Annotated in this window: 21 protein-coding genes; 13 read left to right on the forward strand and 8 right to left on the reverse strand. The window is 50.9% G+C overall.

Translation table 11 applies throughout. The annotated features are described in order from the left end of the window. Positions 1-194 precede the first annotated feature (194 nt). From thrS to rplT, 4 genes are all read left to right on the forward strand, one after another. Complete coding sequence (gene thrS / locus JQC75_RS08815) at positions 195-2,123, forward strand: threonine--tRNA ligase (RefSeq protein ID WP_203327010.1); 1,929 nt, start codon at positions 195-197, stop codon at positions 2,121-2,123. Between the two features lie 3 nt (positions 2,124-2,126). Further along, the gene (infC, locus tag JQC75_RS08820) at positions 2,127-2,666 is read left to right on the forward strand and encodes a translation initiation factor IF-3 (protein ID WP_041409771.1); all 540 of its coding nucleotides are present in this window, start codon (positions 2,127-2,129) and stop codon (positions 2,664-2,666) included. 88 nt (positions 2,667-2,754) lie between these two features. Continuing rightward, positions 2,755-2,949, forward strand: a complete 195-nt coding sequence (rpmI, locus tag JQC75_RS08825) for a 50S ribosomal protein L35 (protein ID WP_011759880.1) — start codon at positions 2,755-2,757, stop codon at positions 2,947-2,949. Positions 2,950-2,965: 16 nt separating this feature from the next. Further along, entirely contained in the window at positions 2,966-3,325 is a 360-nt protein-coding gene (gene rplT, locus JQC75_RS08830) for a 50S ribosomal protein L20 (RefSeq protein WP_011759881.1), read from the forward strand. A gap of 134 nt (positions 3,326-3,459) precedes the next feature. Here the strand turns inward: rplT and trxB are convergent, their stop codons facing one another. Together trxB and ald are read right to left on the reverse strand one after the other, a co-directional pair. Further along, entirely contained in the window at positions 3,460-4,413 is a 954-nt protein-coding gene (gene trxB / locus JQC75_RS08835; protein ID WP_011759882.1) for a thioredoxin-disulfide reductase, read from the reverse strand. Between the two features lie 183 nt (positions 4,414-4,596). Next, positions 4,597-5,709 carry an alanine dehydrogenase gene (gene ald, locus JQC75_RS08840; protein ID WP_203327011.1) on the reverse strand — a complete coding sequence of 371 codons (1,113 nt, stop codon included), beginning with the start codon at positions 5,707-5,709 and terminating at the stop codon, positions 4,597-4,599. Between the two features lie 179 nt (positions 5,710-5,888). On the opposite strand from ald, the gene lrp reads away from it, so the two are divergent. The 6 genes from lrp to serS all read left to right on the forward strand — a co-directional run bounded on the left by lrp (position 5,889) and on the right by serS (position 13,068). After that, positions 5,889-6,392, forward strand: coding sequence for a leucine-responsive transcriptional regulator Lrp (gene lrp / locus JQC75_RS08845; protein WP_203327012.1), 504 nt, complete (start codon positions 5,889-5,891; stop codon positions 6,390-6,392). 188 nt (positions 6,393-6,580) lie between these two features. Next, positions 6,581-9,361, forward strand: a complete 2,781-nt coding sequence (locus JQC75_RS08850) for a DNA translocase FtsK (RefSeq protein WP_203327013.1) — start codon at positions 6,581-6,583, stop codon at positions 9,359-9,361. Positions 9,362-9,445: 84 nt separating this feature from the next. Continuing rightward, positions 9,446-10,057 (forward strand): outer membrane lipoprotein periplasmic chaperone LolA, encoded by a 612-nt coding sequence (lolA, locus tag JQC75_RS08855; protein ID WP_203327014.1) that lies wholly within the window; start codon positions 9,446-9,448, stop codon positions 10,055-10,057. A 62-nt stretch (positions 10,058-10,119) separates the two neighbouring features. Then, positions 10,120-11,397, forward strand: a complete 1,278-nt coding sequence (locus JQC75_RS08860) for a replication-associated recombination protein A (protein ID WP_203327176.1) — start codon at positions 10,120-10,122, stop codon at positions 11,395-11,397. Then, positions 11,390-11,764 carry a fluoride efflux transporter CrcB gene (gene crcB / locus JQC75_RS08865; RefSeq protein WP_203327015.1) on the forward strand — a complete coding sequence of 125 codons (375 nt, stop codon included), beginning with the start codon at positions 11,390-11,392 and terminating at the stop codon, positions 11,762-11,764. Before JQC75_RS08860 ends, crcB begins: the two co-directional genes overlap by 8 nt. Positions 11,765-11,781: 17 nt before the next feature. Further along, positions 11,782-13,068, forward strand: a complete 1,287-nt coding sequence (gene serS / locus JQC75_RS08870) for a serine--tRNA ligase (protein WP_203327016.1) — start codon at positions 11,782-11,784, stop codon at positions 13,066-13,068. Between the two features lie 217 nt (positions 13,069-13,285). Here serS and JQC75_RS08875 read toward each other — a convergent pair whose 3' ends face one another. From JQC75_RS08875 to punR, 6 genes are all read right to left on the reverse strand, one after another. Further along, positions 13,286-13,624, reverse strand: coding sequence for a TusE/DsrC/DsvC family sulfur relay protein (locus tag JQC75_RS08875; RefSeq protein WP_203327017.1), 339 nt, complete (start codon positions 13,622-13,624; stop codon positions 13,286-13,288). Further along, on the reverse strand, positions 13,618-13,911 hold the full coding sequence (gene tusB, locus JQC75_RS08880; protein WP_203327018.1) for a sulfurtransferase complex subunit TusB: 294 nt from the start codon (positions 13,909-13,911) through the stop codon (positions 13,618-13,620). The genes JQC75_RS08875 and tusB overlap by 7 nt, the downstream gene beginning before the upstream one ends. Beyond that, complete coding sequence (gene tusC, locus JQC75_RS08885) at positions 13,911-14,267, reverse strand: sulfurtransferase complex subunit TusC (RefSeq protein ID WP_203327019.1); 357 nt, start codon at positions 14,265-14,267, stop codon at positions 13,911-13,913. The genes tusB and tusC overlap by 1 nt, the downstream gene beginning before the upstream one ends. 9 nt (positions 14,268-14,276) lie before the next feature. Then, on the reverse strand, positions 14,277-14,666 hold the full coding sequence (gene tusD / locus JQC75_RS08890; protein ID WP_203327020.1) for a sulfurtransferase complex subunit TusD: 390 nt from the start codon (positions 14,664-14,666) through the stop codon (positions 14,277-14,279). Positions 14,667-14,721: 55 nt separating this feature from the next. Next, on the reverse strand, positions 14,722-15,378 hold the full coding sequence (locus JQC75_RS08895) for a Bax inhibitor-1/YccA family protein (protein ID WP_011759895.1): 657 nt from the start codon (positions 15,376-15,378) through the stop codon (positions 14,722-14,724). Between the two features lie 65 nt (positions 15,379-15,443). Beyond that, positions 15,444-16,346 carry a DNA-binding transcriptional activator PunR gene (gene punR / locus JQC75_RS08900; protein WP_203327021.1) on the reverse strand — a complete coding sequence of 301 codons (903 nt, stop codon included), beginning with the start codon at positions 16,344-16,346 and terminating at the stop codon, positions 15,444-15,446. A gap of 228 nt (positions 16,347-16,574) precedes the next feature. On the opposite strand from punR, the gene punC reads away from it, so the two are divergent. The 3 genes from punC (at position 16,575) to JQC75_RS08915 (ending at position 21,934) form a co-directional block, all read left to right on the forward strand. Then, complete coding sequence (gene punC, locus JQC75_RS08905) at positions 16,575-17,786, forward strand: purine nucleoside transporter PunC (RefSeq protein ID WP_275403211.1); 1,212 nt, start codon at positions 16,575-16,577, stop codon at positions 17,784-17,786. 689 nt (positions 17,787-18,475) lie between these two features. After that, positions 18,476-20,527, forward strand: coding sequence for a PKD domain-containing protein (locus JQC75_RS08910; RefSeq protein WP_203327022.1), 2,052 nt, complete (start codon positions 18,476-18,478; stop codon positions 20,525-20,527). 174 nt (positions 20,528-20,701) lie between these two features. Continuing rightward, positions 20,702-21,934, forward strand: a complete 1,233-nt coding sequence (locus JQC75_RS08915) for an efflux RND transporter periplasmic adaptor subunit (protein ID WP_203327023.1) — start codon at positions 20,702-20,704, stop codon at positions 21,932-21,934. Positions 21,935-21,938 lie beyond the last annotated feature (4 nt).

Genomic DNA, 21,938 nt, shown 5'->3' on the forward strand with positions numbered 1-21,938 from the left:
GGCACTAGGGTAGCCCGACAGATTAGCAGGGCAAAGCAAAAGGCGCTTTCTTGTATCAAAAACCTCAATGGCATACACTATTTGGCCGCGCTGGATGAGGCTCAAGGCTCCTGTACTGTCTTACCCTCCGCGCGTTTCTTTTTATTTATGCCAAGTGGCCCTTGGTGTGGGTCACCACTGGATAAGGAAATATCATGCCTGTAATTACGCTTCCTGATGGCAGCCAACGTGTGTTTGCCAACCCCGTCTCCACTATGGATGTTGCTGCCGATATCGGCCCCGGTCTTGCAAAAGCCTGTATCGCCGGCCGTGTAAACGGCGAGCTGAAAGACGCCTGCGATCTCATCCATGAAGACGCCAGCCTGTCTATCATCACCGCCCGTGATGAAGAAGGTCTGGAAATTCTGCGTCACTCCTGTGCCCACTTACTCGGTCATGCAATCAAACAACTGTGGCCACAAACCAAAATGGCCATTGGTCCTGTGATTGACAACGGCTTTTACTACGACGTGGATCTCGAGCACAAGCTGACCGCCGAAGACATTGCAGCGCTTGAAAAGCGCATGCTGGAGCTGGCCAAGACCGATTATGACGTGGTGAAACGCGTTGTAAGCTGGCAGGAAGCACGGGATACCTTTGAAGGTCGCGGCGAAAGCTACAAGATGGCAATTCTCGATGACAACATTGCCAGGGACGCAACTCCCGCTTTGTATCACCATGAAGAATACACCGACATGTGCCGTGGCCCACACGTGCCCAACATGCGTTTTTGCCATCACTTTAAATTGATGAGTGTTGCCGGTGCCTACTGGCGCGGTGATTCCAACAACAAGATGTTGCAGCGTATTTACGGTACTGCCTGGGGCGACAAAAAAGCCCTGAATACCCACCTCGCGCGTCTTGAAGAAGCCGCCAAGCGTGACCACCGTAAAATTGGCAAGCAGCTTGACCTGTACCACATGCAGGAAGAAGCTCCGGGCATGGTGTTCTGGCATAATGATGGCTGGAGTATCTTCCGTGAGCTGGAAACCTTTATCCGTCACAAACTGTCTGAGTACGATTATCAGGAAGTAAAAGGTCCATTTATGATGGACCGCGTACTGTGGGAACGCTCTGGCCACTGGGATAAATATGCCGATGCCATGTTCACCACTGCCAGTGAAAACCGTGAATATGCTATCAAGCCGATGAACTGCCCCGGCCATGTGCAAATCTTCAACCAGGGCCTCAAGTCTTATCGCGACCTGCCACTGCGTATGGCCGAGTTCGGTTGCTGCCATCGTAACGAGCCATCCGGTTCGCTCCATGGTCTGATGCGCGTGCGCGGCTTTACTCAGGACGATGCCCACATTTTCTGTACCGAAGAACAGGTGCAGGAAGAGGTGAGTGCCTGTATCAGAATGGTGTATGACACTTACTCGACTTTCGGTTTCGAAAACATCGTGGTGAAGCTGTCTACCCGTCCTGAAAAGCGTATCGGTGACGACGCTATGTGGGACAGAGCAGAGTCTGCACTGATTGAAGCCCTGAACGCCAACGGCATTGCCTTTGAAATTCTGCCGGGCGAAGGTGCCTTCTACGGTCCGAAAATTGAGTTCACCCTGCACGACTGTCTCGACCGTGCATGGCAGTGTGGTACTGTGCAGCTCGACTACGCCTTGCCAGGCCGTCTGGGTGCCACTTACGTTGCCGAAGATAACGCCCGTCAGACCCCGGTGATGATCCACCGTGCCATTTTGGGCTCTTTGGAACGTTTTATCGGTATTCTCATCGAAGAATATGCAGGACGCTTCCCCGCATGGCTGGCTCCAGTGCAAGCAGTCGTGATGAACATCACCGACAAACAAGCTGATTATGTTGAAGAATTAGTCAAATTCTTCAAAGAACAAGGTATTCGCGCTTCTCAAGACTTGAGGAATGAGAAAATTGGCTTTAAAATACGCGAGCACACCTTAAGGCGTGTCCCTTATCTATTGGTCGTGGGTGACCAGGAAATGGAGAACAGGGAAATCGCGGTGCGTACCCGTGACGGTAAAGACTTGGGCAAGATGTCCATCGATGCTTTCGTCGCGAGCGTAAAAGAACAAATTTCGCACCGTAGTCTAAAACTGTTGGAGGAATAGGTCATAAAGATCAAAAAAGCAGGGCGTCAGCCGGCCCCAAACCGTATCAACGATGAAATCACCGGTGTTCCACAGGTACGTTTAACCGGATTGGATGGAGAATCCATCGGTATTGTCAGTATCCGTGAAGCTCAGGAGTTGGCCGATGAAGCCGGCGTTGATCTCGTAGAGATCAGCCCCAATGCCGAGCCTCCCGTATGTCGTATCATGGACTACGGTAAATTCCTGTTCGACAAGGCAAAAGCCCAGAAAGAACAGAAGAAAAAGCAAAAACAGGTTCAGGTTAAGGAAATCAAATTCCGTCCTGGAACTGATGAAAACGACTATCAGGTAAAACTACGCAACCTGATTCGTTTCCTTGAAGACGGTGACAAAGCGAAAGTTACGCTGCGTTTCCGGGGTCGCGAAATGGCACACCAAAACCTGGGTATGGATCTGATGAACCGTATCAAGGCTGATTTGGAAGAGTATGCGGTTGTCGAATCCTTCCCGAAAATGGAAGGTCGTCAAGCAATTATGGTGCTGGCACCCAAAAAGAAATAGTAGGGCATTTGAAAGTAACGGCCGCCCTGCAAAGAGCGGCCGTTCGCCTTACGTTTTTTAATAAACCCCCAATGCGGAGTTAGAAGTAATGCCAAAAATGAAAACTGACCGTGGCGTTGCGAAGCGTTTTAAGAAAACCGCCAATGGTTTCAAGCGCAAGCAAGCCCACCTGCGTCACATCCTGACCAAGAAGAGCACCAAGCGTAAGCGTCATCTGCGCGCTAAATGTCTGGTTGCCAAGGTCGACGTTCCAGCAATCGCGCGTCAACTGCCATACGCTTAATTGAGGAGATTGAACAATGCCAAGAGTTAAGCGTGGTGTAACCGCTCGTGCCCGTCACAAGAAGATTCTGAAACTCGCCAAAGGCTACTACGGTGCCCGTTCACGTACTTACCGCGTAGCGGTACAGGCTGTGATCAAAGCCGGTCAGTATGCTTACCGTGACCGTCGTCAGAAGAAACGTCAATTCCGTCAACTGTGGATTGCACGTATCAACGCCGCTTCTCGTCAGAATGGTCTGTCTTACAGCCGTTTCATCAACGGTCTGAAGAAGGCTTCTATCGAGATCGATCGTAAGATCCTGGCCGACATCGCTGTATTCGACAAAGTTGTATTTGCAACTCTCGTTGAAAAAGCAAAAGAAGCTCTGACCAAGTAATTGTTCTGAGCAAATAGAAGGGGACCTTAGGGTCCCTTTTTTTGTTGGTATCATTCATGAGTGATGGCGTTAAAAACACCCGCAATAAAAAGCCGGCACTAAGCCGGCTTTTTTCTGAACTGCACTGCAGAAGATTAGTGCTTGGCGTCCAGGTACCGCTCTGCATCCAGTGCCGCCATACAACCGGTACCTGCTGAGGTAATGGCCTGACGATAGTGCTGATCCATCACATCACCGGCAGCGAACACGCCTTCGATGCTGGTTTGGGTGGCGTTGCCGTTAAGACCGCTCTGCACCTTGATGTAACCGTTGTTCATCTCGAGCTGACCTTCGAAGATGCCAGTGTTCGGGCTGTGACCGATGGCCACGAATACGCCTGCCACATCAAACGCCTCAGTTGAGTCATCTTTGGTGGATTTAAGCTTAACTCCGGTCACACCCATATTGTCGCCAACGACTTCATCCAACGTTTTGTCCAAATGCAGGATGATATTGCCATTGGCAACCTTGTCCATCAGACGGTCAATGAGAATTTTCTCAGAGCGGAAGCTGTCACGACGGTGAATGAGGTGAACTTCAGAAGCGATGTTGGACAGATAAAGGGCTTCTTCAACGGCAGTGTTACCACCACCAATCACGGCGACTTTCTGATTGCGATAGAAGAAACCATCGCAGGTCGCGCAAGCTGATACGCCGCGGCCTTTAAAGGCATCTTCAGAAGGCAGACCCAGGTACTTGGCCGATGCGCCTGTGGCGATGATCAGCGCATCACAGGTGTACTCGCCATTATCGCCTTTCAAACGGAACGGACGCTCAGTGAGGGTCACTTCGTTGATATGGTCGAAGATGATTTCGGTATTGAACTTTTCGGCATGTTCCTGCATGCGCGCCATCAGGCCTGGACCGGTCAAACCTTCGGCATCACCCGGCCAGTTCTCGACTTCGGTGGTGGTGGTCAGCTGGCCACCCTGCTGAAGACCGGTGATCATGACAGGATTCAGGTTTGCACGTGCAGCATAGACCGCGGCAGTGTAGCCTGCTGGGCCCGATCCGAGGATCAGCAGCTGGCTGTGTTTGGCTTGGCTCATTTTATTCTCCGTGCCTTTGCAAATTGCTGGGATTGTAGGGAATTTACGTGTAGGGGTAAAGGGCGTAAAGCGTGAAGACTTAGATGATCCTAATCTATCTTGTCTATCAGGGTTTCCACTGCCTTGCCTTAGAAAAGAAAAAGGGGAGCTAAGCTCCCCTTGATAACCCCTTGTCTGCGCTAATTACAGCAGTTCAGAGGCTGGAACGTAAGACAGGTTGTGTGCTTCGGCCACTTCTTTGCAAGTGATCTTGCCGTGCATCACGTTAAGACCGTTCAGCAGGTGCTTATCACCGAGCAACGCAGCCTTATAACCCTTGTCTGCCAGCTTGATGATGTAGGGCAGGGTAGCGTTATTCAGTGCAAAGGTAGAAGTGCGGGCAACGGCACCTGGCATGTTGGCTACGCAGTAGTGAACCACGTCATCAACAATGTAGGTTGGATCCTGGTGAGTGGTCGCGTGAGAAGTTTCAACACAACCGCCCTGGTCGATGGCTACGTCAACGATGGCCGCACCAGCTTTCATGCGCTTGATCATGTCGGCAGTCACCAGCTTGGGCGCAGCAGCACCGGGGATCAGCACGCCGCCGATAACGAGGTCAGCTTCCAGCACGTGACGCTCAATGGCATCGGCAGTGGAGTATACGGCTTTAACAGAAGAGCCGAACTGCACGTTTAAGCGACGCAGGGCATCGATAGAGCGATCCAGAACTACGACGTCGGCACCCATACCTACAGCCATCTGCGCAGCGTTGGTACCTACCATACCGCCACCGATGATAACCACTTTGGCTGGTTCAACGCCTGGCACGCCGCCAAGCAGCATACCGCGACCACCGGCTGATTTCTCAAGCGCCATGGCACCGGCCTGAATAGACATGCGACCGGCAACTTCTGACATAGGGGCCAGCAGTGGCAGACCACCGCGGTCGTCAGTCACAGTTTCATAAGCAATACATACAGCACCAGAGCTCACCAGCTCTTCGGTTTGAGGCAAATCCGGAGCCAGGTGCAGGTAGGTGAAGAGGATTTGGTCGTGACGCAGCATGGCGCGTTCAACGGCCTGAGGCTCTTTCACTTTCACAATCATATCGGCTTTGGCAAAGACTTCTTCTGCTGTGCCCAGTATGGTCGCACCAGCATCGATATAGTCTTGATCTGTAAAGCCAATACCACCACCGGCAGTCGCTTCTACGAATACCTGATGGCCACGCAGGGTCAGTTCACGCACGCTGGAGGGCACCATACCAACGCGATATTCATGGTTTTTGATTTCCTTTGGTACACCAATTATCATCTTCGAGCCTCAATTGCATAAATACCCGCTTTTCGCAGGCAAATTTGTTATTTTGTCGTGACCTGAACGTGATTATTTCAGGGATATCTAGTATAGTATTGCCTCTGCAGTTTATGCTGCTGAACTTTCGACATACGTAAAATTAAATGTTGTTTTAGTAATAAAACAAGGTCAAATATATGGCATATAATAAAAAGAATCCGGTTAAAGACCTGGATCGCATCGATCGCAATATCCTTAATGAACTGCAAATTGATGGAAGAATTTCAAATGTTGAGCTGTCCAAACGGGTAGGGCTGAGTCCAACTCCTTGTTTGGAAAGGGTTAAGCGCTTAGAAAAGCAAGGGTATATCAATGGCTATACTGCCTTGGTAAACCCACATTATCTGGGTGCATCGCTGCTGGTTTTTGTTGAGATTACCCTGAACAGGGACACCCCAGAGGTGTTTGATCGCTTCAACCGTGCCGTGCAGTTGCTGGACGATATTCAGGAATGTCACCTGGTTTCCGGTGATTTTGACTATCTGCTCAAGACCCGCGTGTCTGACATGTCAGCCTACCGCAAACTCCTTGGCGAAACCCTGCTGAAATTGCCTTCCGTGTCCGACACCCGTACCTACGTTGTGATGGAAGAAGTTAAGCAGACCAATAAGGTCGCGGTAAACAACCTCTCTGACAAGTAACTAAGTCTCTGTCAGCGATATAAAAAGGGAGCCTCGCTCCCTTTTTTGTTGTCTGTTGCATGGGTAGCATGAATTTTTGCTCACAATTGGATGCGACTGCCCATAAAACCCCCAATTTAGCTCCACTTTCAACAGGATTCTGGTATCTTAATTTCACCTGTTTTTAATGTTGCTATGGATCCTTTCGTTTGTCTCAGGGAAATCGCGTTCATTCGCTAAGCGGACTGCAACGGCTGCTCGAAGGTGGCCTTATCATTTGTTCCATGCTGGCCATCTATGTGTTGCTGGCGCTGACCAGTTTCAGTGCCTCAGACCCGGGTTGGAGCCAGAGTAACTATCAGGGACATATTCAGAATCTCGGTGGGGCCGTTGGTGCTTGGGTTGCCGATGTGCTGCTGTATTTCTTTGGTTACAGTGCCTTTCTTACCCCCTTTGTGATTGCCGGAACCGGATGGCTGCTGTTCAAACAATCCCACCGACTGCTGGAAATTGACTATTTCTCGGTATCGATGCGATTACTGGGCTTCATTCTTATCGTATTTGGCGTGTCTACGCTCGCCAGCATGAATGGCAATGACATTTATGAGTTTTCTGCCGGCGGGGTTACCGGTGACGTGATAGCCAATGCCATGCTGCCCTATTTCAATTCCCTGGGAACGACCCTATTACTGCTGTGCAGCATCGCCACCGGTTTTACCTTACTCACCGGCATCAGCTTGATAGCCTTGGTAGAACTCACCGGCAGAGCCACCATCGGCGCTATACAGGGTATTTACCAATTGCCGTCAAGGCTGGCTAAATCACGTGATACCGAAGATACCCAGGGTTTTATGTCCATTGCTGCAGGCTTTAAACGCAAGCAGAAGGAACCACTGCTTGCGGGCGTTAATGAAGACGATCTCACTGATGCAAACAATACCGCTTCACTGGGAAATCAAACAGCCCAGTACGTAGCAGAAAATGCTGAAACAGCTCATAAAGAAAGACGCAAACTCTTTTCATTTTTTAGCCGCAGCAAAACTGAGTCAGACGAAGATACTGTGTTAACGGCTGTTGATGCTCCGGAAGAACATGAAGGCCTCAAGACGTTTAGCGCAAATGATGATGAAGATTACTCAGAGCCTGCCGCTGCCAACGAACAGAAATCCAGGTTTGCCAGAGTAGAGCCTGCATTTTCCGACGTCGCATCTGGCCATGGAGCCATCGCGGCAGATGACTCTCACCTGGTGACCTCAAAAAGGAATATGGCCTTTTCGGCCAAGACCGCGTCAGCTGATGCATTCGATATTAACGAAGATGAACATCAATCTGACGAGCTTCCCCCTTGGGAAGATATTGGCTTTGATGAATCTGTGTCTGACGGCGCCCTTGCCAGGGCACCCAAGCCGCAACCCAAAAAAGTGGAAGGCGCCAAAATTGTCGATGGCATAGTGGTGTTGCCCGGGCAGGACAACACCCCAGCCAAGCCCATGGCGCCGCTGCCGAGTATTGACCTGCTGAACGTACCAAACCGTAAAGAAAACCCCATCAGTGAAGAAGAGCTGGATCAGGTGGCGCGTCTGGTTGAGACCAAGCTGGCCGACTTTAATATCACTGCCAATGTGGTGGGTGTTTATCCAGGTCCGGTAGTTACCCGTTTTGAGCTGGAGCTGGCGCCCGGCGTGAAAGCCTCGAAAATTACCAACCTCGCCAGCGACCTTGCCCGTTCCTTGCTCGCAGAGAGGGTGAGGGTAGTGGAAGTGATTCCGGGTAAAGCCTATGTGGGGCTCGAACTGCCAAACAAGTTCCGCGAAACTGTGTACATGCGCGATGTGCTGGACTGTGACAAATTCAAAAATAACCCCAGCAACCTTGCCATGGTGCTCGGTCAGGACATCGCCGGCGAGCCTGTTGTCGTGGATTTGGCAAAAATGCCCCACCTTTTGGTAGCAGGTACTACGGGCTCGGGTAAGTCAGTCGGTGTGAACGTGATGATCACCAGCCTGCTGTACAAATCAGGCCCCGATGATGTGCGCTTTATCATGATTGACCCCAAGATGTTGGAACTTTCGGTGTACGAGGGGATACCGCATCTGTTGTGTGAAGTTGTCACCGACATGAAAGAAGCCTCCAACGCACTGCGCTGGTGTGTGGGGGAAATGGAGCGTCGTTATAAGCTGATGTCTGCGCTGGGTGTCCGTAATCTCAAAGGCTATAACGCCAAGATTGCCGACGCCAAAGCGTGCGGAGAGCCTATTTTGGACCCGCTGTGGAAGTCCAGCGAGAGCTTTGATGAACAAGCCCCTGAGCTGGATAAATTGCCGTCCATCGTTGTGGTGGTCGATGAGTTTGCCGACATGATGATGATTGTCGGTAAAAAAGTTGAAGAGCTTATCGCACGTATTGCACAAAAAGCCCGTGCCGCGGGTATTCACCTGATTTTGGCGACCCAGCGCCCATCCGTGGATGTGATAACTGGCCTGATTAAAGCCAACATCCCCACGCGTATGGCGTTTCAGGTTTCATCCCGTATCGACTCCCGTACTATTTTGGACCAGCAAGGTGCAGAGACACTGCTCGGGATGGGTGACATGCTTTATCTGCCACCCGGAACCGGTGTGCCTGTACGGGTGCATGGCGCCTTTATTGACGACCACGAAGTACACAGGGTGGTCGCCGATTGGCATGCCCGCGGCAAGCCACAATATATCGAGGAGATCCTGCACGGCTCCAGTGATGGCGAACAGGTGCTGCTGCCCGGCGAAGCCTCTGAGGAAGGGGATGAAGATTACGACCCGCTTTACGATGAAGCCGTGGCGTTCGTTACTGAATCCCGTCGCGGTTCCATCTCAAGCGTGCAGCGCAAGTTTAAGATTGGCTACAACCGGGCTGCCCGTATTATCGAACAGATGGAACTGGCGGGCGTTGTCAGCGCCCAGGGACACAACGGTAACCGTGAAGTGTTGGCGCCGCCGCCTCCGAGAAATTAACTCAGCGACTGCATTACCCGGCTCGGTGTGTTCGAATCTGAATTATGCGGCTCTGAATTTTATGAATAGTTATGAGGTTAGTATTTGAAAAAGTCGATTGCAGTGCTCTTTTCTGCCTTGCTGCCTTTTGCGGTCTTCGCAGATGATGCCAACGAACTGGTATCCAAATTGGATGTGATGCAGGGCATCAAGGCCAACTTCAGCCAGAAAGTAACAGATCAGAACGGCAAACTTATCCAGGAAGGCAGCGGCGTGATTGCCATGCATCAACCCGATGCATTTTACTGGCACCTCACAGCGCCCGATGAATCCCTGATAGTGGCCAAAGACAACAATGTGTGGGTGTATAACCCCTTCGCCGAAGAAGTCAGTATCCTGGATATGGAGGATATTCTTAAGGCTTCACCCATGGCTCTTTTAGTCCATAGAGACGAAAAGCGCTGGAGCGAGTATCAGATTGATAAAAAAGGTGATTGCTTTGATATCACTCCTCGCCAGGGCGTAGAAAGTGCAGTGAATACCGTATCTGTGTGTTTTACGAATAACACCCTTTCAGATATTCGTCTCACCGATGCCCAGGGCAGCACCAGCCACTTTGCACTCTCTGAACAGGCCACAGTGACTGAAGCCGACGAGCGCTTATTTCAGTTTCAGATCCCCGATGGCGTCAGCATTGACGATCAGCGTCGTCAGTAAAAGGATGTGCTGTGTCCTTGAGTTTTGATTTCAGCCCCGACTTTAACCCGCTGGCTGCCCGTATGCGTCCGGCCAGTGTTGAGGAGTACATAGGCCAGTCACATCTATTGGGTGAAGGTAAGCCGCTGCGACAGGCACTACTTGCCGGCAAGGTACACTCGATGCTGCTTTGGGGGCCACCGGGTACTGGCAAAACCACACTGGCCGAACTCGTGGCCCGCTACGCCAATGCCCATGTTGAGCGTATCTCTGCGGTCACGTCCGGGGTAAAGGAAATCAGGGCTGCCATTGAGCAGGCGAAAAACGTGGCCCAGTCACGTGGCCAACGCACCTTGTTGTTTGTGGATGAAGTGCACCGCTTTAACAAGAGCCAGCAAGACGCTTTTCTGCCGTTTATCGAAGACGGCACTGTGATTTTTATCGGTGCCACCACAGAAAACCCCTCTTTTGAAGTCAATAACGCGCTACTGTCGCGCTGCCGCGTGTATCTCATTAAACGCCTCGAAGACGATGCAATTGGGCAAATCCTTGAACAGGCAAACAGCGATGAGGCGAGGGGGCTTGGTAAACGTTGTCTTGTACTGAAGACAGAGCTTAAGTCCGCCATCGCAAGGCTTTGCGATGGTGATGCCCGCAAGGCGCTCAATTTATTGGAGCTCATGTCTGACTTGCTGCCAGATGGCGGCGAGTACTCCCTTGAGCTGCTTTCAGAAGTCGCCGGCCATCAGGCCGCCGGTTACGATAAAAACGGCGATCAGTATTACGACCTCATCAGTGCAGTGCATAAGTCCATTCGTGGCTCGGCACCTGATGCAGCGCTTTATTGGTTTTGCCGCATTCTTGAAGGTGGCGGTGACCCCTTGTATGTCGCAAGGCGCCTCCTTGCCATCGCATCGGAAGATATTGGCAATGCCGACCCCAATGCGATGACAGTAGCGCTGAATGCCTGGGATTGTTTCCATCGGGTAGGCCCCGCAGAGGGCGAGCGGGCCATCGCCCAGGCGGTGATTTACCTTGCCAGTGCGCCAAAGAGCAACGCTGTGTACACGGCCTTCAAGGCTGCCCGGGTGCTTGCCCGGGAAACGGGGAACGCACCTGTACCCAATCATCTGCGTAACGCACCCACCAAACTGATGAACGAGCTTGGCGTCGGCGAAGGCTACCGTTATGCCCATGATGAAGAAGGGGCGTTTGCCGCAGGCGATAGTTACTTCCCTGAAGCCCTGCAGCACAGCCGTTTTTACCATCCCACTGAGCGGGGATTTGAAAAACGCATCAAAGACAAACTCGCTCATCTTGAGGCGCTGAACCAACAAAGTGGGCGAAAACGTTATGAATAACGTGTTATATATTGCCGCTGGCGGTGCTATAGGTGCAGTTTTGCGCTATTCCGTCTCGATTCTTGCGTTGCAACTCTTTGGCAGCGGATTTCCTTTTGGTACACTCATCGTCAACGTGGCGGGATCCTTTTTAATGGGATGCATATACGCCCTGGCGGAACTCAGCCACATTGGACCTGAGTGGAAGGCCCTGATTGGTGTTGGCCTTCTGGGCGCCTTAACGACGTTTTCCACCTTCTCAAATGAAACCCTGCTACTGTTGCAGCAGGGTGAACTTGTGAAGGCGAGCCTGAATGTGCTTCTGAACCTGATACTTTGCCTGACCGTGGTGTATCTTGGGCAGCAGCTGATTTATTCCCGCGTTTAACTTATAAGACAACAAGTATGTTAGATACCAAATATCTCCGTAATGAACTGGAATTCACTAAAGAGCGTCTGGCCGCCCGCGGTTTTGCGCTGGACATCGACCATCTCAAAGCGCTGGAAGAAAAGCGCAAGTCGCTGCAGGTAGCCACTGAAGAGCTGCAGGCCAGTCGCAACGCCATCTCCAAGTCCATCGGTCAGGCAAAGTCCCGTGGTGAAGACGTTGCGCCCATCATGGCTCAGGTGGGCAATCTTGGCGCCGAGCTCGAAGCCAAGAAGGTAGAACTGGCAGCATTGCTCGAAGAAATCAACGCCATTGCCATGTCTGTTCCCAATCTGCCGGATGAGTCAGTACCTGTTGGCAAGGACGAAAGCGAAAATGTGGAAATCCGCCGCTGGGGCGAGCCACGCAGCTTCGATTTCCCGGTTAAAGATCACGTTGATCTTGGTGAAACCCTCGGTGGGCTTGATTTCAAGAGTGCGGTTAAAATCACCGGCTCACGTTTTATCGTGATGAAGGGTCAAATCGCCCGCATGCACCGTGCATTGGCGCAGTTTATGCTCGACCTGCACACCACAGAGCACGGTTATACCGAAGCCTACGTGCCTTTGCTGGTGAACACCGACAGCCTGCTCGGTACCGGTCAGCTGCCCAAGTTCAGTGAGGACTTGTTTAACCTCAAGCCCGCTACCGAGGAAGGTCAGGCATTAAGCTTGATCCCAACCGCCGAAGTGCCGGTGACCAACCTGGTGCGTGACACCATCCTCGATGAGGCCGACCTGCCCATCAAGATAACCGCCCATACCGCGTGTTTCCGCTCTGAAGCTGGTTCATACGGTAAAGATACCCGTGGTCTTATCCGTCAGCACCAGTTCGACAAGGTTGAAATGGTACAAATCGTCAAACCAGAGCAGTCTATGGACGCGCTGGAAGAGATGGTTGGTCATGCCGAAAAAGTCCTGCAGAAACTGGGGCTGCCGCACCGCACAGTGGTGCTGTGTACCGGCGACATGGGCTTTGGTGCTGCCAAAACCTACGACATCGAAGTATGGCTGCCAGCACAAAACACGTACCGTGAGATCTCTTCCTGCTCCAACGTGAAGGACTTCCAGGCCCGCCGCATGCAGGCGCGCTATCGCAACAAGGAAGACAACAAGCCGGCACTGGTTCACACCCTGAACGGCTCAGGTCTGGCAGTTGGCCGTACTCTGGTGGCGATTCTGGAAAACTATCAGAATGCCGATGGCACTGTTACCGTGCCTGAAGCACTGCGCCCATACATGGGTGGTATTGAGCAACTCGGTTAATAACAAGACACTATTTTTCAAGGGTATATGGATAACGGTCAACGCTACTTACGTTGGCTTTCATACGTGGCAGTGATAGCGGTATTTGTCGGTATCATGTTCGCTACCTTGGGGAAGGCCTTCTTGATTGTGTTAGACAACGTCTGACAATAAACGTCTAACAGTAAAAAGCCCCGCAACTGCGGGGCTTTTTGTTTTGTGACCTGGTCGCATTCGGTTAGATGCACTTGGCAGGCTTCGGCAGGCCGGCAATCTTGGTGGCCTGTTTAGCCGGGCCTATCGGAAACAGGGTATACAGGTATTTGGAATTGCCCTTGTCTGGGCCAAACTTTTGCCCCATGGCTTTGACCAGCGCGCGGATGGCCGGGCTGGTTTTATACTCCAAATAAAAGTCACGCACAAAGTTGACCACTTCCCAGTGGGCTTCTGTCATGACGATGGACTCAGATTCGGCGAGCAGCAGCGCAAGCTCTGGGGTCCAGTCGTCAACCGACAGCAAATACCCATTTTTATCAACTTCAATCTGCTGACCGTTAAATTCAATCGAATCTACCACGTGATCACCTTGTCGAACATTAAAGAGAGCTGTACCCAGCCGCTGTAATCCACCAATTGTGCATCGGGGTAACGGGTTGCAACCAGGTCTGTCAGCCCTCGGGCATGGACATCTTCATCCAAAAAATACACAGATTTGCCGGCCAGTTTAGTCTGCCAACTGGCCTGAAGCACAGAGCCTGTGGCATCACCACTGATTATCAGTGCGTCCAGATCACTGGCATAACGAAGGGCGAGTCTAAGACCGGCGCTTTGCGCGGTTGAGCTTTGAATATGATGCAAAATCATCAGTACACCACCACCTCATCGACCGCGCCGAAATGGGCACGGATAGCCTCGCTTGTAAGCACCTTAACATCCAGGGGCAGGGCGTCTGAGTCGATACCGAATTCCTTCAGGCTTTCCTCACAAACATACAGGCTTTCGATATCATAAAACTCCAGCGCGCCAAAGGTGGCGATATAGTCGCGACAACCAATGGATTCTGGAACTTGATTGGCCATCAGGTGAAGCACGCCTTCATCGGTAAAGAGCAAGCTGGTTTCCAAATCATAACTTGCCGCCAACATGGCAAAATCCAGCGCTTCGCGGCCGGCAGCATTGCCATGGGGCGATGTTGAAAACACAACACAGAGTTTTTTCACTGACGCTCCTTAAAAACACACCAGCCGGTCGGCTTTGGCAATGCCGCTGACCAACTCTCCCAGGCCGCCGTTGTGGAAGTGGTCATCCACATTCCAATGGCTGAGCCCTTGGGTTTCGGCTTCTTCTTTGGACACCATACCGCGCCTTAAGGCCGCTGAAACACAGTTAACCAGTTCAACCTTATGGCGTTTGGCCAGTTCCTGCCACGCCTTATATATATTGAACTCGTCCGATGCAGGCGAGCCTAAGCTGGATGCATTAAGTACACCATCCTGGTAAAAAAATACCCGGAGAATGTGGTGTCCTTCGTCTATGGCGGCCTTGGCAAACCTGAGCGCATGCACTGGCGCCGCGCTGCCATAGGCTTTACCTGATACTTGAAGAATGAATGTACTCATAATAAAAAAATGGCCCTGGAAGTGGGCCATTTTACCTTAAATCCCTCAGGAATGTTTAATCGTCGTTGTTCATGCCCAGAATACGCAAAATGGCGAGGAACAGGTTGAGGAAGTCCAGATACAGGGACACGGTGGCGCGGATATAGTTGGTCTCGCCGCCGTTTACGATTCGGCTGGTATCAAACAGGATAAGACCGGTGAACACCAGAGCGGTGGCCCAGGACAGCAACATGTACGCAGTGCTGTTGCCAACAAACAGATTAATCAGGCCACCAATTACAATCACAATCAAACCGGCGAACAAAAAGCCGCCCATGAAAGAGAAGTCTTTTTTGGTGGTGAGGGCATACATGGACAAGCCGATAAAGATGGCTGAAGTCAGGCCAAATGCCTGCATAATCAGCTCAGGGCCGTTGGCCATGCCAGCATAGTGATTCAGGATAAACCCCAGTGACGCACCTTCCATCCCCGTAAAGGCGAATACCCAAAAGAGACCGGCGGCGGTGTCGGCTTTACGCAAGGTAACAAACAGCAGAATAAATCCGCCAATGGCAAAACCCAATGACATCAACGGAGAAATGCCCATCGCCGTGGCAATCCAGGCACAGAGCGCTGAAAATGCCAGCGTCATGGAGAGCAGCATATAGGTGTTCTTAATGAGCTTGTTGACTTCCAGTGTCGACTGCTTGGAAACCAGAATTTCCTGTGACATTTCAATGTCTCCTTAATATGTGACTATCTTGCCTATCATAACTGAATTCCCACTGGAAACCACAGTTATGCCAACCATTCGCGGTGCAGTTTTTCACTGTCGCCAAGGTAATCGAGTACCCAGTTAAGGGCCGGGGAGGGGGAGTCACCGTTCCAGGCAAGGCAACAGGGGCTGGGCGCCTTTGGCTGTTCAAGGGTTTTTTCCATCAACAATCCGGCCTGGATAAAGGGGGCTGCCAGGTGTCTTGGCATATAGCCTATCCCCAAACCGTTGGTAAAACAGTTAATGGCGCGGATCCAATCAGGCACTACCAGGCGGCGCTGGTTATCCAAAAGCCAGGTCGTGCGTTTGGGAATTTCCCTGGAGGTGTCTTCAAGGCAGATTGAGGGGAAAGGCCTCAGCATATCATCGGTCAGGGGCGTCTCTATGGCTGCAAGCGAATGGTTTTTAGACACCAAAAATGCCCAATCAATAACCCCCATATCCCGGTATTGGAACACACCGCCAACGGGAATTGCCGTTGTCGCGCCAATGGCAATATGGCTGCGTCCAGTGGCAAGGGCTTCCCAAACGCCGTTAAATACCTCAATACGGATAATTAACTCAACATCCTGGAAATGCCTATAAAAATCAGCAATTAACACGCTAATCTTGTCAGCGCGGACTATGTTATCCAGGGCAATGGACAGGGTCGGCTGCCAGCCGTTGGCAATCCGCTGTGTTCCGCGTTTAAGCTCATCCAGTTGCGACAACATGGCACGGGCTTCGCGGACAAAATGCTCACCGGCCACGGTCAGGCTGACGCTGCGGTGGTGACGGTTAAACAGCACTACGCCCAATTCATCCTCGATTTGCTTAATGGCATAGCTCACTGCAGAGGGTACCTTGTGCAGCTTTGCCGCGGCAGCGGTAAAACTGCCAACCTGAGCGACTATATCGACCAATTCCAGCGATTGTTCCGACAGCATGGTGAATGTCCTGATGTTAGAAGGGCGCTTTGCCATGAAATTTTTTGTTTGCAGTATGCAAAATTAACCGTTTCACAGCTGTAACACAAGTTATTAGACTCCTCGGCGCTAAGATAAATCCAATATGTGGAGGTACGTTTGATTTCCAATTCTTTGACTAAGCGCAGAAGTTTAGTATTTTTCCCCTATCTCGCACTGCTCAGTATGCTCGGTTTTCTGGCAACCGACATGTACCTTCCTGCATTCAATCAGATTGAAGCTAGTTTAGGTACATCCGCCAGTCTGGTTGCCATGACCCTGACCTGTTTTTTGGGTGGGCTCGCCATGGGGCAACTGGCTTACGGCAGCCTGTGTGACAAATTTGGCAAAAAAAATACCCTGATGATGGGCCTTGGTGTATTTGCATTAAGCAGTATTTTGCTCGGTTTCACCGAAGACATCAGCGTATTTTTTGTGCTCAGGGTGGTACAGGCCTTTGGTGCCTGCAGTGCTGCGGTGATCTGGCAGGCTTTGGTGATGGAAAGGTTTGATGAAGGCGAGGCGAGGAAGGTGTTTTCTTCGATTATGCCCCTCGTTGCACTCTCGCCGGCATTGGCCCCCCTCATGGGCGCCTGGATTAGTGAGCAGTATGGATGGCGCGCTATTTTTATTATCCTCGCCATCGTGGGCATGTTGCTGGCGGCAGTGACGCCAGCGCTGGCGAAAGAATCGGGTATCAAGGAAAAAGCCAGGCCCATTAAGGTTGGCGATATTCTTAAAAACAACGTGTTTCAAAACAACGTGGCCATATTTGGTGCCTGTAGTGCCGCGTTTTTTTGTTATCTGACCCTGTGGCCTGCGGTTATGCAGCATCACGGCTATGCTGCCGCAGAAATTGGGCTTAGCTTTATTCCTCAAACACTCTCTTTCATGCTGGGCGGTTTCGCCTGTAAAAAGGCGCTGAACTCCCACAGTCCCCAGGTCATAAAGAACATGCTCATTACCGGCTTCGTCTCTTTATCTGTTGTGCTCTTTCTTCTGACACAATTGGGAGCGGGTATTGAGGCCGTACTCTGGGTGTTTGCAGTACTTGCCGCTGTCAATGGTGCGGTTTATCCCTTATTGGTCACAGATGCCCTGGCGCCATTTTCCAGCAATGCCACCAAGGCGGCAGGTTGGCAAAACTTTATTCAACTGGGGATGGCATTTATTGCCTCCGCCGCAGTGGCCTTAATTGCCCATTGGTTTGAAAAGGCTATCGGTGCCGGCATTCTGGTGTGTGCCGCTATAGTCTTGGTGGCTTGGTGCAGAATGAACTGGCGCACGTGGCGCAGCAGTTGGTGTTTCCCGGACCCTTCAAGAGTTGGAATTGAGTGGACGGACAAAAGCAGAAAATCGAATAGGCACAATGTGGCAGGCCGCCACAGGGATAACAGTGATCAGAAGCGCGACATTGAATGATGTAAGAAGCGCGATGGGCAGGGGATGTCCGTTGTAATGGTTACGCCATTTATCCGGTAACAATGCCCAGCCCTTTCAGTAACAAAGCACAGCAACCGCTGTGCTTTGTTCATATATGCATGACATAGCGTGTGTGTGTTCAGGCGACCGACAAGACCATGAGCGCATCAGGCCCAGCCACTCGGTTAAGCTCAATACCTACATTCATTATCTGTACGCGATATCTGCACGTGATAGCAGCGTGCCAAGGTCAAACGGAAAACCCAAGAGCGCCCATCCGGCCTTGCGCAAATGCCCGAGAGTTTGATGGCCGCATTGATTTTAGGTGTGCGTATTTTGCCCCATGGCAAACCGGGATATTCCGCTGTTACGTTTACGCCTGCGGCCCACCGAAATCTTGTCTTTTGACATTCAGCTTCATCTATGTGCCGCTGCCAACCCACATCAGCACCCCTCCACCAAGATTAAACCATAACAAATTCAGTCACATAATACATTCAGCCCATGCTGTCTCACTGTCAGCACACTCCTTGTCATGGAGAGAATATGCGGCTGCAAATTTCTGATTGACATTGCCACAGTGGCAAGCTTTAGCCTGCTTTTTGTTCCAATCCGGTGACACCGTTGGAGCGGTTGGAGTAACAAATTTACCCCGTTGATTTTGTGTGGTTGCTGATCGGAGTGAGAAAATGAGAAAAGTGATTCAGGCGGCACCGGTGCTCTTGATTTGCACCATGCTTGTCGTCGCTGGTTGCGGTGGCGGAGAAAATCGCGAAAACACCAATCATGGCATCAGTTTTGACATTGGAACTGATATCCAGCTCAAGGAAGGCCAAACCACGGCACTGAAGCCACGAGTGAACAATGAGCAACCGGGCTATAGCTACCTTTGGCGGCAAATCTCCGGACCCGAGGTTTACATCAGTAATCTCAATCAAAAGCATATACAGGTGACAGCACCTGCACTTGATGAAGATGCGGTGGCTGAAATTGCGCTCACCATTACCGATGCCAATGGCAATGCAGCGACGGACAGCATACATATTTTTCTCAAGGCCAATCGGTCGCCAATAGTCAGTGCTGTTGATGTATTGCTAACTGAAAAATCAAGCGCCTTGCTTAAGATCGACGCACAGGATGTGGATGGAGAGATTGCCTCTATAGAGTGGAACCAGATATCCGGTCCTGCCTTGCAGTACGCGTCTACCAACACCTCTGAGCTTTCTGTCCAGGTCCCCGCTGTAAGCAAGGTCGAATTTGCGTCCTTCTCCATCACAGTTATGGATGAGGACGGGGATATCAAAAGAGTAGAGCACAGCTATCGAATAGAACCTTTGTGGCAGGAAGTGTCAGTGGGAGGGGTTCTTGCCGCAAAAAAAATGGTTGGCGCAGAGATTATCGCCGCAGTCGATGATCAGACGTTCAGGACACAGGCTGATGAAAATGGAAATTATACTCTGCGCCTCAAAATAGATGATGACGCGGTAAATGATTTAGCGCTAATCCGGGCTATTTCCACACAAAAGACGGGAATGGAGCTTTGGACTTCGATACCGTCACTGGGCAGTCTGGATACAACAGCGCCGGTTAATCTCACGGCCTACAGTACCGCAATTTTGGCTCTTGCCACTAGGGTTAATGGCGGGATTGTTCCTAAAAGTCGATTGGCACTTAAGACTGCTGAACTGATGCTGACCCCGGTTGAGGCGGTACTCGCTGCAGTGTCTATCGCTGCCTACGCCGAGCAAGACGTTGTTGGGTTACCACCCGGCCAATTCTCGGTATTTGGGGCGGTAGTAAATACAGAGAGCTTCAGGCGATACAGCGATGATCTGCAGGCTGCAGTACCTGAGTTATTAACTCACCTGGAAAAGGTATTGCCAGCACAGGGTTGGGGTAAAATTAACCTGAACGCCAATGAGTTACTCAGCGGGTTACGATTGACAACGAGTGGGCTTAATTCGCCGGCTGATAAATACACCCGATACTATTTATTCCACCCGCAATCTCAGGCTCAGATAGCGGATGAAAATTTTGCATTTAAGGCTAACTGGGCCATATTGTCCGGTTCAGTCCAAACACAGTCAATATTGGATGAGACACCTGCTTTAAGATTAAAGATAGATCACCCTGATTTGAGCCTGACCGAAGACCAATTAATTATATTGAGAGCCCATGGTGTATTAAGTCTTGACGTTAAACTCACCCTGCTGGCCGAACGCTTAACCAAATTAAGCATGGGGGCGTCAAGGAATTTATTCTTACGGGTAAAGCAAAAGGTCTATGACATTCAACCCGTTATTCTTGGCGGTGAGTTAATGGATTTTTCACCGGTAGAGATTGAGACCCAAGACTATGCCTGGGGGAGTCCACTTAACAGTCAAACTATCAGCATATCAGGGCAGCAGATGCAGGCGGAGTGGCGTATGCCTATGTACAGTCCCAGTGAAGATATTGAGCATTCGAAGTTTCAGCAACAACATGTTTCTTTGGATTCAGATGGCATGGGATACAGCTTTACTTCAGGCGACACTTTTTATTGGGATGTGGGTTCAAATATATCATCAAACACCTATGTCGTTTTGAGATTTTCAAACGGTTATACCATGGCTATGGGATTACTCGATGAAACATCGAATGGATTTAATGCAGATGTGTTTGTACATTCCGAAAATGGTCAATGGCTGGCGGCGACATCAGGCGTTCTGGAGCTCATCCAACCCGGTTTAATCCGTCATTGACATTATCGACACGGGAATGACATCAAAAAATGGAGTCGCAACCGGATTAACTCCTTTTTATTACCGAATTAATTAACCCTCTCTTTTTAGAGATTGAATGAGTGTTAACTGACTCTGGAAACTGACTGTATTTATTTTTAACGAAGCTTTATTTGTAGCAACAAGGTATTAATTATGAGAAGTAAATTTAAGTCCATAGTACTTGGAAGTATTGCTGCTGCCGTCTTATCTGCATGCAACAATCCGGCCCCCATTTCTAATGAGCTCCCTTTGCCTGAGGTCAGTGTGGCCAAGGTTGTTTTTGAGCGCGTTACCGAATGGGATGATTTTACAGGGCGTCTGCAAGCACCGCTGAATGTTAGCTTGACGCCAAAAGTCTCGGGTTACATAGAGCAATTGCACTTCACTGAAGGCGCTCTCGTCAAAAAAGGTGATTTGCTATTTCAAATAGACGCCAGGGCATTTACTGCTGAAGTGACGCGGTTAAAAGCCGAATTACAAAGTGCGAAAAGTGCGTTGGCGCTGGCCGATGCTGAGTATTCTCGTGCATCGACATTAAGCGAGCAACAAGCCATTTCTGCGGAAGAACTGGATAACCGTTTAGCGCGCAAGCAGCAAGCCGCTGCGAATGTAAACGCGTTATTGGCAACACTGGAGCGCGCCGAGCTGGATTTGAGCTACACCCAAGTGACGGCACCCATCAGTGGTCGGGTCTCTTATGCCATGGCGACGGTAGGTAACTATGTCACGGCCGGCCAAACCCAACTGACCAGCCTGGTCTCCACCGACAAAATGTACGCTTACTTTGATGTGGACGAGCAAACTTACCTGAAGTACGCCCGCCTGGCGAAGGACGGTCGACGTGTCGACACCCGTGATGCCCAGGCTAACCCTGTGTATTTGGCGCTGGCCGATGACAGTAATTTCAGCCACGTAGGTTATATCGATTTTGTCGATAACCGCATCGATGCGCAGACCGGCACCATTCGCCTGCGTGCCAGCTTTGCCAATAACGACAATCAGTTGTTACCCGGGCTGTTTGCCAAACTGCGCCTGGCAAGCAGTGCCTCTTACGATGGTGTGTTAATTGATGAAAAGGCCATCGGAACCGATTTAAACAACAAGTTTGTCTTGGTGGTGAACGACTCTAACCTGTTGGAGTACCGGGCAATCGAGCTGGGTGAGAAACTCAATGGTTTGCGCATCGTGAACAAGGGCCTAACGGCTACTGATCGCATCGTGGTGAACGGCCTGCAGCGCGTTCGCCCAAGTATGCAAGTTGAGCCTAAGTTGGTGGACATGGCCACTGCCTCGCAACTGGCGGCGCTAAAGGACGCTCAGCAGATGCTGGATCAGGCGGCATCCTCTTTGGCTGCAACCTCTGATATCGCCCCTAATCGCGGTTAAGGAG

This window comes from Shewanella litorisediminis, assembly GCF_016834455.1.
Classification (GTDB): domain Bacteria; phylum Pseudomonadota; class Gammaproteobacteria; order Enterobacterales; family Shewanellaceae; genus Shewanella; species Shewanella litorisediminis.

Excerpts from the sequence above, each read along its gene's own strand:
- rpmI (WP_011759880.1), top strand. The coding sequence starts at position 2,755 with ATGCCAAAAATGAAAACTGACCGTGGCGTTGCGAAGCGTTTTAAGAAA.
- JQC75_RS08910 (WP_203327022.1), top strand. The coding sequence starts at position 18,476 with ATGAGAAAAGTGATTCAGGCGGCACCGGTGCTCTTGATTTGCACCATG.
- JQC75_RS08895 (WP_011759895.1), bottom strand. The coding sequence starts at position 15,378 with ATGTCACAGGAAATTCTGGTTTCCAAGCAGTCGACACTGGAAGTCAAC.
- crcB (WP_203327015.1), top strand. The coding sequence starts at position 11,390 with ATGAATAACGTGTTATATATTGCCGCTGGCGGTGCTATAGGTGCAGTT.
- JQC75_RS08860 (WP_203327176.1), top strand. The coding sequence starts at position 10,120 with ATGCGTCCGGCCAGTGTTGAGGAGTACATAGGCCAGTCACATCTATTG.
- lrp (WP_203327012.1), top strand. The coding sequence starts at position 5,889 with ATGGCATATAATAAAAAGAATCCGGTTAAAGACCTGGATCGCATCGAT.
- tusB (WP_203327018.1), bottom strand. The coding sequence starts at position 13,911 with ATGATTTTGCATCATATTCAAAGCTCAACCGCGCAAAGCGCCGGTCTT.
- serS (WP_203327016.1), top strand. The coding sequence starts at position 11,782 with ATGTTAGATACCAAATATCTCCGTAATGAACTGGAATTCACTAAAGAG.
- JQC75_RS08915 (WP_203327023.1), top strand. The coding sequence starts at position 20,702 with ATGAGAAGTAAATTTAAGTCCATAGTACTTGGAAGTATTGCTGCTGCC.
- tusD (WP_203327020.1), bottom strand. The coding sequence starts at position 14,666 with ATGAGTACATTCATTCTTCAAGTATCAGGTAAAGCCTATGGCAGCGCG.
- thrS (WP_203327010.1), top strand. The coding sequence starts at position 195 with ATGCCTGTAATTACGCTTCCTGATGGCAGCCAACGTGTGTTTGCCAAC.
- punC (WP_275403211.1), top strand. The coding sequence starts at position 16,575 with ATGTACCTTCCTGCATTCAATCAGATTGAAGCTAGTTTAGGTACATCC.
- ald (WP_203327011.1), bottom strand. The coding sequence starts at position 5,709 with ATGATAATTGGTGTACCAAAGGAAATCAAAAACCATGAATATCGCGTT.
- rplT (WP_011759881.1), top strand. The coding sequence starts at position 2,966 with ATGCCAAGAGTTAAGCGTGGTGTAACCGCTCGTGCCCGTCACAAGAAG.
- trxB (WP_011759882.1), bottom strand. The coding sequence starts at position 4,413 with ATGAGCCAAGCCAAACACAGCCAGCTGCTGATCCTCGGATCGGGCCCA.
- punR (WP_203327021.1), bottom strand. The coding sequence starts at position 16,346 with ATGCTGTCGGAACAATCGCTGGAATTGGTCGATATAGTCGCTCAGGTT.